Source organism: Streptomyces sp. NPDC107550 (assembly GCF_055639095.1).
In genome coordinates this window covers 49,263-63,953 of the sequence record NZ_JBVKBC010000025.1, presented here as the reverse complement: position 1 = coordinate 63,953, position 14,691 = coordinate 49,263, and the positions used below count along the sequence as shown (strand labels likewise).

13 protein-coding genes are annotated in these 14,691 nt (G+C 73.2%); 5 read left to right on the top strand and 8 right to left on the bottom strand.

All coding sequences use genetic code 11. The features are described 5' to 3' along the window. Window positions 1-114 precede the first annotated feature (114 nt). Window positions 115-1,614 carry an SCO1417 family PLP biosynthesis transcription factor gene (locus tag ACZ7LY_RS26495; protein ID WP_471627216.1) on the bottom strand — a complete coding sequence of 500 codons (1,500 nt, stop codon included), beginning with the start codon at window positions 1,612-1,614 and terminating at the stop codon, window positions 115-117. Between the two features lie 99 nt (window positions 1,615-1,713). Between ACZ7LY_RS26495 and yczE the strand changes: the two genes are divergently transcribed. From yczE to ACZ7LY_RS26475, 4 genes are all read left to right on the top strand, one after another. After that, the gene (gene yczE, locus ACZ7LY_RS26490) at window positions 1,714-2,385 is read left to right on the top strand and encodes a membrane protein YczE (protein ID WP_471627215.1); all 672 of its coding nucleotides are present in this window, start codon (window positions 1,714-1,716) and stop codon (window positions 2,383-2,385) included. Continuing rightward, the gene (locus ACZ7LY_RS26485; RefSeq protein ID WP_471627214.1) at window positions 2,382-3,149 is read left to right on the top strand and encodes a glycerophosphodiester phosphodiesterase; all 768 of its coding nucleotides are present in this window, start codon (window positions 2,382-2,384) and stop codon (window positions 3,147-3,149) included. The genes yczE and ACZ7LY_RS26485 overlap by 4 nt, the downstream gene beginning before the upstream one ends. 46 nt (window positions 3,150-3,195) lie before the next feature. Beyond that, window positions 3,196-4,557, top strand: coding sequence for an MFS transporter (locus tag ACZ7LY_RS26480; RefSeq protein ID WP_471627213.1), 1,362 nt, complete (start codon window positions 3,196-3,198; stop codon window positions 4,555-4,557). 256 nt (window positions 4,558-4,813) lie between these two features. Continuing rightward, window positions 4,814-5,188 carry an RNA polymerase-binding protein RbpA gene (locus tag ACZ7LY_RS26475; protein WP_003977404.1) on the top strand — a complete coding sequence of 125 codons (375 nt, stop codon included), beginning with the start codon at window positions 4,814-4,816 and terminating at the stop codon, window positions 5,186-5,188. Window positions 5,189-5,393: 205 nt separating this feature from the next. Here the strand turns inward: ACZ7LY_RS26475 and fxsA are convergent, their stop codons facing one another. From fxsA to ACZ7LY_RS26455, 4 genes are all read right to left on the bottom strand, one after another. After that, a complete protein-coding gene (fxsA, locus tag ACZ7LY_RS26470; RefSeq protein WP_471627212.1) occupies window positions 5,394-6,014 on the bottom strand; it encodes an FxsA family membrane protein in 621 nt (206 codons plus the stop codon). A gap of 46 nt (window positions 6,015-6,060) precedes the next feature. Next, the gene (locus ACZ7LY_RS26465) at window positions 6,061-6,885 is read right to left on the bottom strand and encodes a polyprenol monophosphomannose synthase (protein ID WP_471627211.1); all 825 of its coding nucleotides are present in this window, start codon (window positions 6,883-6,885) and stop codon (window positions 6,061-6,063) included. Between the two features lie 381 nt (window positions 6,886-7,266). After that, window positions 7,267-8,880, bottom strand: a complete 1,614-nt coding sequence (locus ACZ7LY_RS26460; protein WP_471627210.1) for an amidohydrolase — start codon at window positions 8,878-8,880, stop codon at window positions 7,267-7,269. 312 nt (window positions 8,881-9,192) lie between these two features. Continuing rightward, window positions 9,193-9,633: an Lrp/AsnC family transcriptional regulator gene (locus ACZ7LY_RS26455; RefSeq protein ID WP_471627209.1), complete on the bottom strand. Its 441-nt coding sequence runs from the start codon at window positions 9,631-9,633 to the stop codon at window positions 9,193-9,195. Window positions 9,634-9,889: 256 nt separating this feature from the next. Here ACZ7LY_RS26455 and ACZ7LY_RS26450 point away from each other — a divergent pair, with 256 nt between their 5' ends. Then, a complete protein-coding gene (locus tag ACZ7LY_RS26450; RefSeq protein WP_471627208.1) occupies window positions 9,890-10,330 on the top strand; it encodes a hypothetical protein in 441 nt (146 codons plus the stop codon). A gap of 20 nt (window positions 10,331-10,350) precedes the next feature. On the opposite strand, the gene ACZ7LY_RS26445 is transcribed toward ACZ7LY_RS26450, so the two are convergent. The 3 genes from ACZ7LY_RS26445 to ACZ7LY_RS26435 form a co-directional block, all read right to left on the bottom strand. Beyond that, complete coding sequence (locus ACZ7LY_RS26445; protein ID WP_471627207.1) at window positions 10,351-11,463, bottom strand: phosphotransferase family protein; 1,113 nt, start codon at window positions 11,461-11,463, stop codon at window positions 10,351-10,353. Window positions 11,464-11,491: 28 nt separating this feature from the next. Beyond that, a complete protein-coding gene (locus tag ACZ7LY_RS26440; RefSeq protein ID WP_471627245.1) occupies window positions 11,492-12,625 on the bottom strand; it encodes an Rv3169 family protein in 1,134 nt (377 codons plus the stop codon). Window positions 12,626-13,435: 810 nt separating this feature from the next. Next, window positions 13,436-14,599, bottom strand: coding sequence for an acyl-CoA dehydrogenase family protein (locus ACZ7LY_RS26435; RefSeq protein WP_471627206.1), 1,164 nt, complete (start codon window positions 14,597-14,599; stop codon window positions 13,436-13,438). Between the last annotated feature and the right edge of the window lie 92 nt (window positions 14,600-14,691).

The following is a 14,691-nucleotide window of genomic DNA, read 5'->3' as shown; positions in this document are numbered from 1 at the left end:
GCGCCCCGTCAGGGGCGCGGGGAACTGCGCGGCCAGCCATCCACCGGGCCGCACGTGAACAACCAGCCCAAGGGGCGCGGGGAGCCCAGAAGTCACCCCCCGCCCGAACACCCGTCAAGCGATCTGCGTCCGCGGCGCCTCACCCCCCGCACCCCCACCCGCCCGAACCAACCCCGCCGCCGCCCGAAGGCGAACCGCCGCCTCCTCCGCGACCGCCCCGCTCACCGTGAACGGCAACCGCACATACCCCTCGAACGCCCCGTCCACCCCGAACCGCGGCCCCGACGGCACCCGCACACCGACCCGCTCCCCCACCTCCGCCAGCCGCGAGCCGGACAGGCCCCCCGCCTTCACCCACAGCGTCAGCCCGCCCTGCGGCACGTCGAACTCCCAGTCGGGCAGTTCCCGCCGCACCGCCGTGACCAGCGCGTCCCGGTTCTCCCGCGCCTGCTCCCGCCGCAGCCCGACGGCCTCCTCCCAGCCCCCGGTGTTCAGCAGCCAGTTGACGGCGAGCTGTTCCAGCACGGGCGTGCCGAGGTCCGCGTACGCGCGCGCGGCGACCAGGCTGCGGATGACGTCCGGCGCGGCCCGCACCCATCCGATCCGCATGCCCGCCCAGAACGCCTTGCTGGCCGAGCCGACCGTGATGACGGTGGAGCCCGCCGGGTCGAACGCGCACACGCGGCGCGGCATCTCGAGATCCGGGTCGAAGTGCAGCTCGGTCATCGTCTCGTCGACCACGAGCACGGTCCCGGCGGAGCGGGCCGCGTCGACGAGCGAACGGCGCTGTGCCTCGTCGGCGAGCGCCCCGGTCGGGTTGTGGAAGTCGGCGACGACGTACGCGAGCCGGGGCGCCGCGTCCCGCAGCACCTGCCGCCAGCGGTCGAGGTCCCAGCCGGTGAGGCCGTCGGCCATGGCGACGGGGACGAGCCGCAGCCCTGCCTCGCGCATCAGCTGGAGGATGTTGGCGTAGCTGGGCGACTCGACAGCGACCCGTTCACCGTGTCCCGCGAACAGGTGACAGATCGCGTCGATGGCACCCATCGCGCCGGTCGTCACCATGATCTGCTCGGGCATCGTCGGTATGCCGTGCGCGCTGTACCGTTCGGCGATCATCGCGCGCAGCGCGGGCAGCCCGGCCGGATAGTCGCCGTGGGTGTGGGCGTACGGGGGAAGCTCCTCCAGGGCGCCCTGGACGGCACGCGTCAGCCACGGCTCGGGGGCGGGCAGCGCGGCCGTCCCGAGGTCGATCATCGAGCCGAGCGCCTCGGGCGGCAGGGGTTCGAGGCCGCGGGCCGGGAGCGGGTTGCCGGCCGGGACGGCCGTCCAGCTGCCGGCGCCCCTGCGGGACTCCAGGAAGCCCTCGCCGCGCAGCGCCTCGTAGGCGGCGGCGACGGTCGTGCGGCTGACCGAGAGGGCGACGGCGAGTTCCCGCTCGGCGGGCAGCCGCGTGGCGACGGGGACGCGACCCTCAAGGACGAGCAGCCGGACGCCGTCGGCGAGGGCGCGGTAGGCGGGCGGGCGGCGGTTTCCCGTGCCGGCGGGGCGCGGCTGCTGCGAGGTGAGGAGCCGCGCGAGCTGCGTCGAGCCGATCGCCGAGGTCCACTGAGCCATACCGTCCAGTCCACCTTCCCGGAATTGGCCATGGTTGGCCGCTGTTCACAGGCCACACAGTGTCATGCGTCAGGCCACTACCACCACAGGGGGCATCTCTTGACCGCGTCGTCGACCGAGGGGCCCGGCGGCCCACTCCCCCGCCGTCTCGTCCAGCTGTACGCGGGTCTCGCGCTGTACGGCGTCAGTTCGGCGCTGCTCGTCGAGGCGGGCCTCGGCCTCGAACCGTGGGGCGTGCTGCATCAGGGGCTCGCCGAGCTGACGGGCATCTCCATCGGTGTCGTGTCCATCATCGTGGGCGCGATCGTGCTTCTGCTGTGGATACCGCTGCGCCAGCGGCCGGGCCTCGGCACCGTGTCGAACGTGTTCGTGGTGGGCCTCGCCATGGACGGCACGCTGGCCCTGGTGCCGGACATCCACGCGTACGGGCTGCGCGTCCCGCTGATGGCGGCGGCGATCGTGTTCAACGGCGTGGCGACCGGCTTGTACATCGCGGCGCGCTTCGGCCCCGGCCCCCGGGACGGCCTGATGACGGGGCTGCACCGGCGCACCGGCCGCTCGATCCGGCTGATGCGCACGGTCGTCGAGATCGCGGTCGTGGCGAGCGGTTTCGCCCTCGGCGGCACGATCGGCGCGGGCACGGTCCTGTACGCGCTCACGATCGGGCCGCTCGCGCAGTTCTTCCTGCGGGTGTTCGCCGTCCCCGCGCCCGCCTCCGGACCGGCCTCGGCCGCCGGTGGGGCACCTCGGCGGGCGATACTGCGACGGTGACCCCTCGCGTACGCCACCTCTATCTCGACCATCCGGGCCCGATCGCCCTCGCCCATCGCGGCGGGGCGGCGGACGGCCTGGAGAACACGGTCGCCGCGTTCACGCGCGCGGTGGACCTCGGTTACCGCTACATCGAGACGGACGTGCACGCCACGAGCGACGGCCGGCTGGTGGCGTTCCACGACACGACGCTCGACCGGGTCACCGACGGGCGCGGCGCCATCGCCGCGCTGCCGTGGCGCGAGGTGAGCCGCGCGCGCGTGGCGGGCACCGAGCCGGTCCCGCTCTTCGAGGACCTGCTCGACGCGTTCCCCGACGTCCGCTGGAACGTGGACGTGAAGGCGGAGCCGGCGCTGTCGCCGCTGCTGGAACTGCTGCGCCGCACGCGCGCGTGGGACCGCGTCTGCGTCGGCTCGTTCTCCGAGGCGCGGGTGGCCCGCGCGCAGGCGCAGGCGGGCCCGCGCCTGGCCACGTCGTACGGCACCCGGGGCGTGCTCGGGCTGCGGCTGCGTTCGTACGGGCTGCCGGCGGCGCTGCGGCGTTCGGCGGTGGCGGCGCAGGTGCCGGTCGCGCAGTCCGGCATCCGCGTGGTGGACCACCGCTTCGTACGGGCCGCCCACGCGCGCGGGGTGCAGGTGCACGTGTGGACGGTGAACGAGGAGGCCGAGATGCGCAGGCTTCTCGACCTCGGGGTCGATGGCATAGTTTCCGATCACATCGAGACGCTGCGCGATGTGCTCAAGGACCGGGGCTGCTGGGTCTGAGCGGGCCCGCGCGGCGCCGGACCACGGGGACAACAAGGGGACACGGGTGGGCACCGACACCGTCCGCACGGCGACGACGGCCGGGGCGAGCGCCCTGGCCGACCGCAAGCGGGAACAGCGCGGCTGGTACTTCTACGACTGGGCCTGCTCGGTCTACTCGACGAGCGTCCTCACGGTCTTCCTCGGCCCGTATCTGACGGCGGTGGCGAAGGCGGCGGCGGACGCGGACGGCTATGTGCATCCGCTGGGCGTGCCGGTGCGGGCGGGCTCGTTCTTCGCCTACTCGGTGTCCCTGTCGGTGATCCTGTCGATCTTCGTGATGCCGCTGGCGGGCGCGGCGGCCGACCGCTCGGGCCGCAAGAAGCCGCTGCTGGCGCTCTCCGCGTACGTGGGGGCCGCCGCGACGACGGGGATGTTCTTCCTCGACGGCGACCGCTATCTGCTGGGCGGCGCGCTGCTCGTGGTGGCGAACGCGGCGCTGGCCGTGTCGATGGTCCTCTACAACTCGTATCTGCCGCAGATCGCACCGCCCGAGGAGCGGGACGCGGTGTCCTCGCGCGGCTGGGCGTTCGGCTATGCGGCGGGCGCGCTCGTCCTGGTGGCGAATCTCGTGCTCTATATGGCGCACGATTCCTTCGGCGTCTCCGAGTCCGCCGCAGTGCGGATCTGTCTGGCGTCGGCGGGCGTGTGGTGGGGCGCGTTCACCCTCGTACCGCTGCGGCGGCTGCGGGACCGGGGACCCGCGCGCGTGGGCGCGGCGGGGACGGCTCCGGGCGTGCGGCAGTTGCTGGCGACCGTCAAGGACATGCGCCGGCATCCGTTGACGCTGTCCTTCCTTCTGGCGTATCTCGTCTACAACGACGGCGTGCAGACGGTGATCTCGCAGGCGTCGGTCTACGGCTCGGAGGAGCTGGGGCTCGGCCAGTCGACGCTGATCGTGGCGGTGCTGCTGGTGCAGGTGCTCGCGGTGGCGGGGGCGCTGGCGATGGGCCGCCTCGCGCGCGCGTACGGCGCGCAGCGCACGATCCTCGGCTCTCTGGTGGCGTGGACGGTGACGATCGGGGCGGGGTTCTTCCTGCCGGCGGGCGCGCCCGTGTGGTTCTTCGTGCTCGCGGCGGGCATCGGTCTGGTCCTCGGGGGTACTCAGGCGCTGTCCCGTTCGCTGTTCTCGCATCTGGTGCCGTTCGGCAAAGAGGCCGAGTACTTCTCCGCGTACGAGATGAGTGATCGGGGCATGAGCTGGCTGGGGCCCCTGGTGTTCGGGCTCGCGTACCAGATGACCGGGAGCTACCGGGACGCGATCGTGTCCCTTGTGGCGTTCTTCGTGATCGGGTTCGTCCTGCTTGCGAGGGTTCCTGTTCGTCAGGCGGTACGCGACGCGGGGAACCCCGTACCGACCCGGATTTAGTACCTGAAGGCAAAGGCCGGTAGTGTACGCGGTTGGCCTGCCAGGCGTACCGTTACTGCATGTCAAGATCATGAAACACTAGGTGACATCTGGTGTCAGATGTGACAAACCGGGCGCCGGTGGGTACAACAAGGGGCGGCTACGACGGCGACGCATGACCCGGGGACCGGGAATCTTTACCGCCGACCGGACGTTGACCGGATGACGACGACAGCGACACCTGTCCTGTGGGCGACAAGCCCGGGAGGCACGATTCATGAGTGAGCGAGCTCTTCGCGGCACACGCCTCGTGGTGACCAGCTACGAGACGGACCGCGGCATCGACCTGGCTCCGCGCCAGGCCGTGGAGTACGCATGCGAGAAGGGACATCGTTTTGAGATGCCCTTCTCGGTGGAGGCCGAAATTCCGCCGGAGTGGGAGTGCAAGGTCTGCGGGGCCCAGGCACTCCTTGTCGACGGTGACGGCCCTGAGGAGAAGAAGGCCAAGCCCGCGCGTACACACTGGGACATGCTGATGGAGCGGCGTACCCGCGAGGAGCTCGAAGAGGTCCTCGAGGAGCGCCTGGCGGTCCTGCGTTCGGGCGCGATGAACATCGCGGTCCACCCGCGGGACAGCCGCAAGTCGGCCTGACCCGCGAGCGGGCGCGACCCGCGCAGACGGCCGGGGCCGGACACACACCGTGTGTCCGGCCCCGGCCGTTTCGTCATACCGGTTTCGTCATACCGGGAGGGGGCTCACCGTCTCCGCCGCCGCGTCGTACGAGAGCTCCCGCAGGCGAAGCAGGTGACGTACGAGAAGGCCCGCACCCCGGGCCCGTGACGGGCGCCGCGCGCGGTCAGCCGGGCATGATCGGCGGGCGCGGACCATCCGTCTCGTCCCCGCCGTGCCCGGGGCCTTGCCCGGGGGTGTCTTCGTGGATGACCTCGCCCTGGATGACCGTGCCGCCGGGCCGGTGCATCCGGGCCTGCTGGAACGCGTCCCCGAGGGTGCCGGAGCCGGCGCTCGCGGCGCCGATCTTCCGCTCGACGGTCCGCTCGGTGTACCGCCCGACCAGGGCGCGGACCTGCGGGATCAGCAGGAGCAGGCCGAGCGCGTCGGTGATGAGGCCCGGGATGATCAGGAAGAGGCCGGCCAGCATCAGCAGCCCGTTCCCCCCGCGGCGCTGTTCGGCCTCGGGCGGGCGCTCGGCGCTCTGTGCGGCGCTCTGGGCGCGCTGGAGCGTCTCCTGGAGGTTCTGGAAGGCGCGGCGGCCCGCGGCCTTGATCACGGCCGCGCCGAGCACGACACCGCCCACGAGCAGCAGGAACAGGGCGAGCCCGCCGACCGCGCCGGCCACCACGGTCAGCAGCCAGATCTCCAGCACGAGCCACGCGGCGACGGCGAGCGGGACGAGCGTGCGGGCCCGGGAGCGCCGGGGCCCCGCGGGCCGGTTGCGGGAGGGTGCGCCTGTGGTCATGCCCCCAGTGTGCCTGGGGGCGCGTCCGAACGGCGTAAGCGGGTGATCAAGAACGCGCGTCGGGGGCCTCGGGGGCGCGTCCGAGCACCTTGCCCACGCGCTCCCCCACGCCCCATGTCGTGACCCGCCACAGGGCTTCCACGACGATGTCCTTGCTCATCTTGGAGTCGCCGAGTTCGCGCTCGACGAACGTGATCGGCACCTCGACCACATGGAAACCGGCCTTGACCGCGCGGCGGGCCAGATCGACCTGGAAGCAGTAGCCCTGGGAGGCGACGTCGCCGAGTCCGAGCCCTGCGAGGGTCTCGCGGCGGAAGGCGCGGAAGCCGCCGGTGACGTCGCGGATCGGGACGTCCAGCAGGAAGCGCGAGTAGGTGGAGCCGCCGCGCGAGAGGAACTCGCGGGACTTCGGCCAGTTCACCACGCGCCCGCCCGGCACCCAGCGCGAGCCGAGCACGAGATCGGCGCCCTTGAGCGCGGTCAGCAGCCGGGGCAGTTCCTCGGGCTGGTGGGAGCCGTCGGCGTCCATCTCGACCAGCACGCCGTAGTCGTGCTCCATGCCCCACGCGAAGCCCGCGAGGTAGGCCGCGCCGAGGCCCTCCTTGCCGGTGCGGTGCAGGACGTGCACCTGCTCGTCGTCGGCCGCGAGGGCGTCGGCGAGTTTTCCCGTCCCGTCGGGGCTGTTGTCGTCGGCGACCAGGACGTGCGCGTCGGGCACGGCCTTTCGGACGCGGCCGACGATGGACTCGATGTTCTCCGCCTCGTTGTAGGTCGGGATGATCACCAAGGCCGTACCCAGAGGGCCGAACCTGCGCCCACCGCCGTCGTTCACAGCTTCCCCTTCAGACTTCCTGCACAAGGGGACCACCATAGCGAGCGTCAACGTGCGTGTTCACACTGCGGGATCGGGGCCGGGCGTCCTTCGGGCCGACCTGGGGCCCGCTGGCTGCGGGTCGTCCGAAAGCCGTTGTCTACTGAACGCCCGGGCCCCACCCGGGTCGCACCTCGTCGACCGGCCGGAACGTTCCAGCGCCCCGTGGCGCGGGCGCCTTGCTGCGTTCTACGACTGCGTGGAGCTGACCGGTCGTACGGAAAGGTGGTGGACGCGGCCGAACCTACCCGCCGACCTCCGCGTCCTGTCAACAGCCGTTTGACCTGCGGGTTCATCGGAACTGGCCTGGTCAGGGCGGAGGATACGCAGGTCGTGCGGGAGGGCGCCGGCGCGCGATCCGGTGCGCGGCGCCCCGGTACATCACTCGTCCGGCCGTACGAAGACCGTCTGTCCGAACACCACGGTCCGCAGGCACAGGGGGAGTTGGGCGCCGGGCGTGAGGTCGGGCAGCCCCGGCGTGCCGGAGCGCGGGTCGGTCGACCAGCGGGCCACGCGGTCGTCGGGCGCCTGGACGACCAGCTCGTCGGTACGCCAGACGGCGTAGTCGGCGGGGGCGCCCGGCACGAGGACACCGGCGTCGTCGCGGCCGACGGCACGCCAGCCCCCGCGCGTGTGGGCGGTGAACGCGGCGCGTACGGAGACGCGGTGCTCGGGCGTGCGGTGGAACGCAGCGGCGCGGACCGTGCCCCACGGGTCGAGCGGGGTCACCGGGCTGTCCGAGCCGAAGGCGAGCGGCACACCGGCGCGCAGCAGGGCGGCGTACGGGTTGAGGGTGCGGGCCCGCTCGGCGCCGAGGCGGTCGGCGTACATGCCGTCCTCGCCGCCCCACAGGGCGTCGAACGCGGGCTGCACGGAGGCCGTCAGGCCCAGTTCGGCGAAGGCGGCGATCGTCTCGGGGGTGAGCATCTCCGCGTGCTCGACACGGTGGCGGGCTGCCCGTACGCGCGCGAGGCCGACTTTTTCGGCTGCGGCGCGTACGCCGGTGACGACGGCGGTGACCGCGGCGTCCCCGATGGCGTGGAAGCCGGCCTGGAGCCCGGCCTCCGTGCAGGCGGCGACGTGGGCGGCGACCTCGTCGGCGTCCAGGTAGGAGGTGCCGCTGTGCGGGGCGTCGGCGTAGGGGCCGTGCAGGCAGGCCGTGTGGGAGCCGAGCGCGCCGTCCACGAAGAGGTCGCCGGCCGCGCCGAGGGCGCCTAGGGCGCGGGCCCGCTCGATGTCGCGCTCGGCCCAGTAGCCGACGACGCGGGGGCCGGGCTCGGAGCGGGCGAGGTCGAGCAGGCCGGTGAAGTCGTCCTCGGAGGAGATGTCGGGGCCGCCGCACTCGTGGACGGAGCCGATGCCCAGGGACGCGGCGTGCTGGAGGGCGGCGCGCTGGGCCTCCGTACGCTGCTGGGGGCTGACGGCGGCGAGCGCGGTGGCACGGACCGCGTGGTGGGCGTCGCGGGTCAGCGGGCCTTCGGCGTCGAAGCCGGGGCGGTCGGCGACGCCGGGGACCATGTCGAGCAGAGCGGTGCTCACGACGGCGGAGTGCACGTCGATGCGGGACAGGTACAGGGGGCGGCCGCCGGTGGCCTCGTCGAGTTCGGCGCGGGAGGGCGGGCGGTCGTCGGGCCAGCGGGCGGCGTCCCAGCCGTGGCCCAGCAGGACGCGGTCCGCGGGGCGGGCGCTCGCGTGGGCGCGGACGCGGGCGAGGGCGTCCTCGCGGGTGCGGGCGTCCGTCAGGTCGAGGCCGGTCAGGGCGAGGCCCGTGGCGGTGCTGTGGACGTGGGCGTCGGTGAACGCCGGGGTGACCAGGGCGCCGTCGAGGTCGACGACCTCGTCCACGCCGTCCGCGAAGGCGTCCGCGGCGCCCTCTGAACCGACCCAGGCGATGTGACCCGACTCCACGACCATCGCCGTGGCGAAGGGGTCTGCGGGGCTGTGGACCTCGCCTCTGCGCAGGAGGACGGTGCGGGGGTTGGGGGGCGTGCTCATGTTCCCTAGTGTCCCGGGTGGGGTTCGGGGGGTTTGGGTCGGGGTGTCTGGTGACGGCGGCGGGTCTGTTCGGGGCGGGCCCGGGATTGTGGGCTCAGGTCCGCTGGGGTGTTGCGCAGTTCCTCGCGCCCCTTAGCGAGGTGCCACCTGGGGTGGGCTGTGTATGTGCGTGTGGGTGGGGGTTGCTCGCGCAGTTCCCCGCGCCCCCTGTCGGGGGCGTTTGGAGTGGGCGTCCGATCGGCAGTGCGGGTCCGCTGGGGTGTTGCGCAGTTCCTCGCGCCCCCTGGCGGGGGCGTTCCTGCCTGAGCTGGGCTAGAGCTTCGGGGGGCGGGATTCGTAGGGGGTGGAGAGGACCACCGTCGTGCGGGTGGAGACGCCGGCGAGGGAGCGGACCCGGGCCAGGAGGTTCTCCAGCTCCAGCGGGGTCTCCACACGGACCTTGAGGATGTAGTTCTCGTCGCCCGCCACGCTGTGGCACGCCTCGATCTCGGGCACGCCCGCGAGGCGCTCCGCGATGTCGTCGGGGGCGCTCGGGTCGAACGGCTTCACCGAGATGAACGCCGTGAGCGGCAGCCCCACCGCCTCGGGGTCGACGACCGCCGCGTACCCGCGGATGACGCCGCGCTGCTCCAGGCGGCGTACGCGCTGGTGAACGGCCGACGTGGACAGGCCCGTGGCCTTGCCCAGGTCGGTGTAGCTCATCCGCCCGTCCTTGACGAGCAGCTGCACGATCTGTCGGTCGAGCTCCTCCATGCGGCAGAACCTACAGGGCCACGGATCGCCCCGGATACCGGAAGGACCGGCCGGCGCCCGCCGGAGGGGAACGAAAGGGGCGCCTCTCCTACCGCCGAGCGGGCACGCGCAATCAGTATGTGACGAACGCCACACCCCTCAGGCCGTGTCCGGGGTTCGGCGGCGATTACCCCGACGACGGGGCGGGAAGTGCTTGCTGTGGTCGAGGCCGCACCCCAGGACATCAGCGGCCGGCCCACCCGAGGGGGAGAATCCCATGCAGAGTGTGAAGCGTTCCGGGCGCCCTGCCGCGCACCATCGCAAGCAGGCGGTCGTCGAGCCCCAGCCGGAGGGCGTCGAACCCGACGCCTTCGACGAGGACGACGACGCGTACGACACCTTCGAGATGTACCGGGTGATCTGCCCGGACTGCGCCCAGCCCATCGCGCTCCTCGCGGACGAGGACACGCTGCCCGAGCATGCGATCTGCGCGTCGCCGTGGAATCCGTTCGGGCTCACCGTCTGCGCGGGCACCGGCCGTGCCGCCATGGACGCCCGCCCCGCCGACGAGGTGACGGGCGCTCAGGAACAGGACACCGCGCTGCTGTTGACGCTCCCTCAGGGGCTCGACTGGCGTACGCAGCCCTTCTCGCACGTGGGCGGGCCCGGCTCGCGCCCGCTGCGGGTGCCGCGACAGGCCGTGCGTCCCGCCGCCTGAGGCACCGTCACCTTCCTGGCTCAGCCCAGGTCTTCCCAGTACCTGCCCTGCACCATGGCCCGCAGGCTGTCGTGGTGCAGGATCAGGCTGTCCGGGTCCTCGGGCACGGCGGCCTCGCCGAAGTGCACCTGGCGGTAGGCGATGCGCAGCATGACGACCGCGTGCCGCAGTGCCGCGTACAGGGTGTAGAAGTCCATGTCGCGCGGGGTGTGGCCGGTGAGGTCCGCGTAGCGGGCCTCGACGCGGTCGCGGCGCAGGAAGCCGGGCAGACCGGGCTGGCCGAAGCTCTCGGTGAGGTCCTGGAAGAAGCGGTGCAGATAGACCGCCCAGCCGAGGTCCACCTCGCGAGGGGCGAGCGCCGCCATCTCCCAGTCGAGTACGGCGGCCGGCCGGAACCCGTCGTAGATGACGTTGCCGATACGGGCGTCGCCCCAGTTCAGCACGGGTGCGCCCGGGTCGCGCGGCCACATCTGCTCCAGGCGCGCGAAGGCGCTCTCGATGAGCGGTGAGCGCGGCAGACCGTCCACCACCCAGCCGTAGTAGGCGCGTTGGGCCTCGACGTGTCTGCGCAGCGCGCCGCTGTCGCCGGGCAGTGCGAGGAACGCGGCCTCGCGCGCGGGCACTCCGTCGTGCAGCCGGGCGAGGAGCCGGACGGTCGCTTCCTCCAGTGCGGCGCGTTCGCCGTCGCTCGCGGCGTGCAGCCAGTTCCCCTCGTACGTGTAGGGCATGACGTCGGGCGGGACGCGGCCGTCGACGCGCTCCATGACGAAGAACGGCGCGCCGAGCGGCCCCGGGTCCTCCTCCAGCCACAGCACACGCGGCACGGGCAGCCCGGGGCAGCGGGCCGCGAGGCGCATCGTGCGGTACTGCCGGGCCATGTCGTAGACGGGGAAGACCGTGTACGCGGAAGGGTCCGCCGCCAGCCGCAGCGCGCAGCGCCGAAGGGGCGGATCCGGGTGCTCGACGGTGAACAGCAGCGTCTCGCTGGACATGCCGTTGGACTCGGGCACGGTGACGTCCGCGGCCCGCGCGCCGGGCAGCCGGCCGTCCAGCCAGACCGTGAGGCGGCGCCGGATCTCCTCGGGGTCGCGGGTGGTGGTCCGTGGTCGCGGCTGCCGGGGTGCTGTCGCCATCGCCGAACTCCCTTTCGCTGCCTGGTCGTCAGGGCCGTGCGGGCGCCACGGAGCGGAAGTCGGTGAAGCCGCTCGGGTCGTGCCGTCCGAAGCTGCCGTGCTCGAAGATGCCGTACCCGACGCGCCCTTCGAGGGTGAAGCGGGCGGCGTGGTCGGTGACTCCGTACGCGGCGAGGGGGTGGGCGGCGGGGTCGCTCAGGTCGTAGGAGCGGCGGTCGGTCCAGCCGCGCCCCTGCCAGGTGCCGTGCTGCCAGTCGTCGGCGGGTGGATAGCCGGCGCCGACAGCGAGCGGGGAGGAGGCGAGGATCTCGACGCCGAGTTCGAGGGGCTTGCCGTCGTGCGGGTCGGCGAGGTGGACGACCGCGCGCTCGGGGTGGCGGGTGCCGGGGCGGTACGTGATGTCGGCGCGGGGCCAGCCGAGTTGGCGGTCGCGGTGCCCTTCGCGGACCAGGGTGGCGTCGCTGAGGGTGCGGTAGCCGTCGGCGTCCTCCTGGGCGACGACCATGAGGAAGCGGTCGTCGAAGCGGGCCGGGGCCCAGATCCAGTGGAACCCCTCGGTCGGATGCTCCTCGGCGAACCGGCCGCCCTCCTCCCCCGGCACCGGCCGCACGCCCCAACTGCGGTCCCGCGTCCCGGTCCAGCCACGCACCTCGACGTCCCGGCCGCCGATGCGCAGCCGCCCGTCGCAGCGGCCGGCCTGCACGAACCGCTTGCCCTCCAACATGAGCCGGCCGCCCCGGCGTTGGATGTGGTGCGGCTCCCACAGGGCCGGGAAGTCGGCGCTCCAGCGGATGTCGTACGACAGGCCGTCCGGGTCGCCCGGGTCGGCGGCGCAGCGCAGCGTGAACTCCTGGAGCGGCCGGTCGATCCCGATGCGCAGCGGGCCGACCTCCAGACGGGTGCGGGCCTCGTCGTCGAGGGCGTCGCTCGCGCGGACGGCGTGCAGGGTGGTGCCGGTGAGCAGGGTGGCGTAGGCGTCGATGATGCCGAGATTGGGGTAGACGCCGAGTCCGAGGATGAGCAGGAACTCGCCCGTCGGGTCGACCAGGTGGAAGATGCAGCGGTCGTAGGCGTTGCGGTCGCCGGTGGCGACGTGCTTCATCGACAGGGGCACCTGATGCACGGGGTACTCGTCGAAAGCGACGGGACGATCGTCCTCCACCACGCAGCCCTCCTGAACACCGGCACGACGGACCCACCCGGGCCTCGGACAGCGGGGCCGGGCAGGGGAGTTGACGGTACGTCAGGTCTCGTACGGGCGCCAGAGGCGCGGCGGGAGCGCCACCCACGCCCTCATCCCGAGCCCCTGGCCCCCGGAACCCGCGCCCTCACCCCGAGCCCCCGGCCCCCACACCCCACGCCCCCGGCCCCAGGGCCCGGTGAGCCCGCGAACGCACGGGCGATTCCGGCAACCGGTGACCGTCCCGCTCCCCCGCGCGTTCACCTGGCATGACCCCGACGCAGACCCCGGCTCCCGCGCCCACCGGACGGCGTAGGCGCATGCTCGTACCGACCCTCGCAGAATCGGTTCAGCAACCCCCTCAGGCCCACGCCCCCCAAGGGCAGCAGCCTCACCAGGCACAGCCCGGGCACCAGGCACCGCATGGGCACCAGCCGCCACACGGGCATCAGGCACCCCCCGGTCACCAGGCGCAGCACGCCCGTCGGCCGCAGCAGGTCCCCCCGTCGCAGCAGGCGCCCCAGTCACAGCCCCCCGCGCAGACCTTCCAGGCGACCGGCGCCGTCCACGCCGCCTCGCAGCTCTCGCCGGCCCTTCCGTCCGCGCCCGCCCCGAAGCCCCGGCACGCCGCCGCGACGGGGCTCTCGCCGCAGCAGGCGCTGGCCCATCCGCAGGACCCGCCGATCTTCCGGGCCCTGCTCGCGGCCTGGGCCGACCGGGGGCGGACCCTGCCGGGGCGGCACGACCCGGAGTGGGCGCGGCTGGTGGCGCCGACCGTGCGGGCCGGTCAGTTCAGCGCGTCTCAGGACCGGCGAGGTGACGGGCGATGACCATCCGCTGGATCTGATTGGTGCCCTCGACGATCTGGAGCACCTTCGCCTCGCGCATCAGGCGCTCGGCGGGGAAGTCCGCCGTGTAGCCGTAGCCGCCGAGGATCTGGACCGCGTCCGTGGTCACCTTCATGGCCGCGTCGGTGCACAGCAGCTTCGCCATGGCCGCCTCCTTGGCGAAGGGCCGGCCCGCGTCGCGCAGCCGGGCCGCCGACAGATACAGGGCACGGCCCGCCTCGACCTGCGTCGCCATGTCGGCCAGCATGAAGCGCAGGCCCTGGAAGTCGGCGATGGGCCGGCCGAACTGGGAGCGCTGCTTCGCGTACGCCACCGCCTCGTCCAGCGCGGCCTGGGCCACTCCGATGGCGCAAGCGGCGATGCCGAGCCGGCCGGAGTCGAGCGCGGACAGGGCGATCTGGAAGCCCTGGCCCTCCTCCCCGATCCGGCGGGCGTCGCTCACCCGAACGCCGTCGAAGTGGACCTGGGCTGTGGGCGAGCCCTTCATGCCCATCTTCTTCTCGGGCGCGGCGGCGCTCAGGCCCTCGGCGTCGCCGGGAACGAGGTAGGCGGTGATGCCGCGGGCGCCCTCGCCGCCGCTGCGGGCGAGGACCGTGTAGAAGTCGGCGACGCCGCCGTGGGTGATCCACGCCTTGGTGCCGGTGAGGACCCAGTCGTCGCCGTCGCGGACGGCCTTGGTGCGCAGGGACGCGGCGTCGGAGCCGGAGGACGGCTCGGAGAGGCAGTAGGCGCCGAGCAGGGAGCCCGCGAGCATCCCGGGCAGGTGCTCGGCGCGCTGCTCCTTGGTGCCGAAGCCCGCGAGGGCGTGGCAGGAGAGCGTGTGGACGCTGACGCCGAGGCCGACGGTCAGGCGCGCCGCGGCCAGCTCCTCAAGGACCTGGAGGTAGACCTCGTACGGCTGTCCGCCGCCGCCGAACTCCTCGTCGTAGGGCAGGCCGAGCAGGCCCGACGCGGAGAGCAGGGTGAAGGCCTCGCGCGGGAAGCGGCCGGCTTCCTCCTCCTCGGCCGCGCGCGGGGCGATCTCCCGCTGCGCGATGTCACGGACCAGCTGGAGCAGGTCCTGAGCTTCGTCCGTCGGCAAGTGCCGCTCGACTCCTGGCTCCGGCATGGCGGGGCTCTCCTCCCTGGGCGGCGCTGCGGCGACGGCCGCGGGGTGAGGCGGCGCCGCCGGGTGGTCACTACCGAGCCGATGCTCCCCTT

Bases quoted from the DNA above. Each gene is read 5' to 3' on its own strand.
- ACZ7LY_RS26450 (WP_471627208.1), top strand. From the start codon at position 9,890: ATGCAGAGTGTGAAGCGTTCCGGGCGCCCTGCCGCGCACCATCGCAAG.
- ACZ7LY_RS26475 (WP_003977404.1), top strand. From the start codon at position 4,814: ATGAGTGAGCGAGCTCTTCGCGGCACACGCCTCGTGGTGACCAGCTAC.
- ACZ7LY_RS26460 (WP_471627210.1), bottom strand. From the start codon at position 8,880: ATGAGCACGCCCCCCAACCCCCGCACCGTCCTCCTGCGCAGAGGCGAG.
- ACZ7LY_RS26435 (WP_471627206.1), bottom strand. From the start codon at position 14,599: ATGCCGGAGCCAGGAGTCGAGCGGCACTTGCCGACGGACGAAGCTCAG.
- ACZ7LY_RS26465 (WP_471627211.1), bottom strand. From the start codon at position 6,885: ATGGTGGTCCCCTTGTGCAGGAAGTCTGAAGGGGAAGCTGTGAACGAC.
- ACZ7LY_RS26495 (WP_471627216.1), bottom strand. From the start codon at position 1,614: ATGGCTCAGTGGACCTCGGCGATCGGCTCGACGCAGCTCGCGCGGCTC.
- ACZ7LY_RS26455 (WP_471627209.1), bottom strand. From the start codon at position 9,633: ATGGAGGAGCTCGACCGACAGATCGTGCAGCTGCTCGTCAAGGACGGG.
- ACZ7LY_RS26445 (WP_471627207.1), bottom strand. From the start codon at position 11,463: ATGGCGACAGCACCCCGGCAGCCGCGACCACGGACCACCACCCGCGAC.
- fxsA (WP_471627212.1), bottom strand. From the start codon at position 6,014: ATGACCACAGGCGCACCCTCCCGCAACCGGCCCGCGGGGCCCCGGCGC.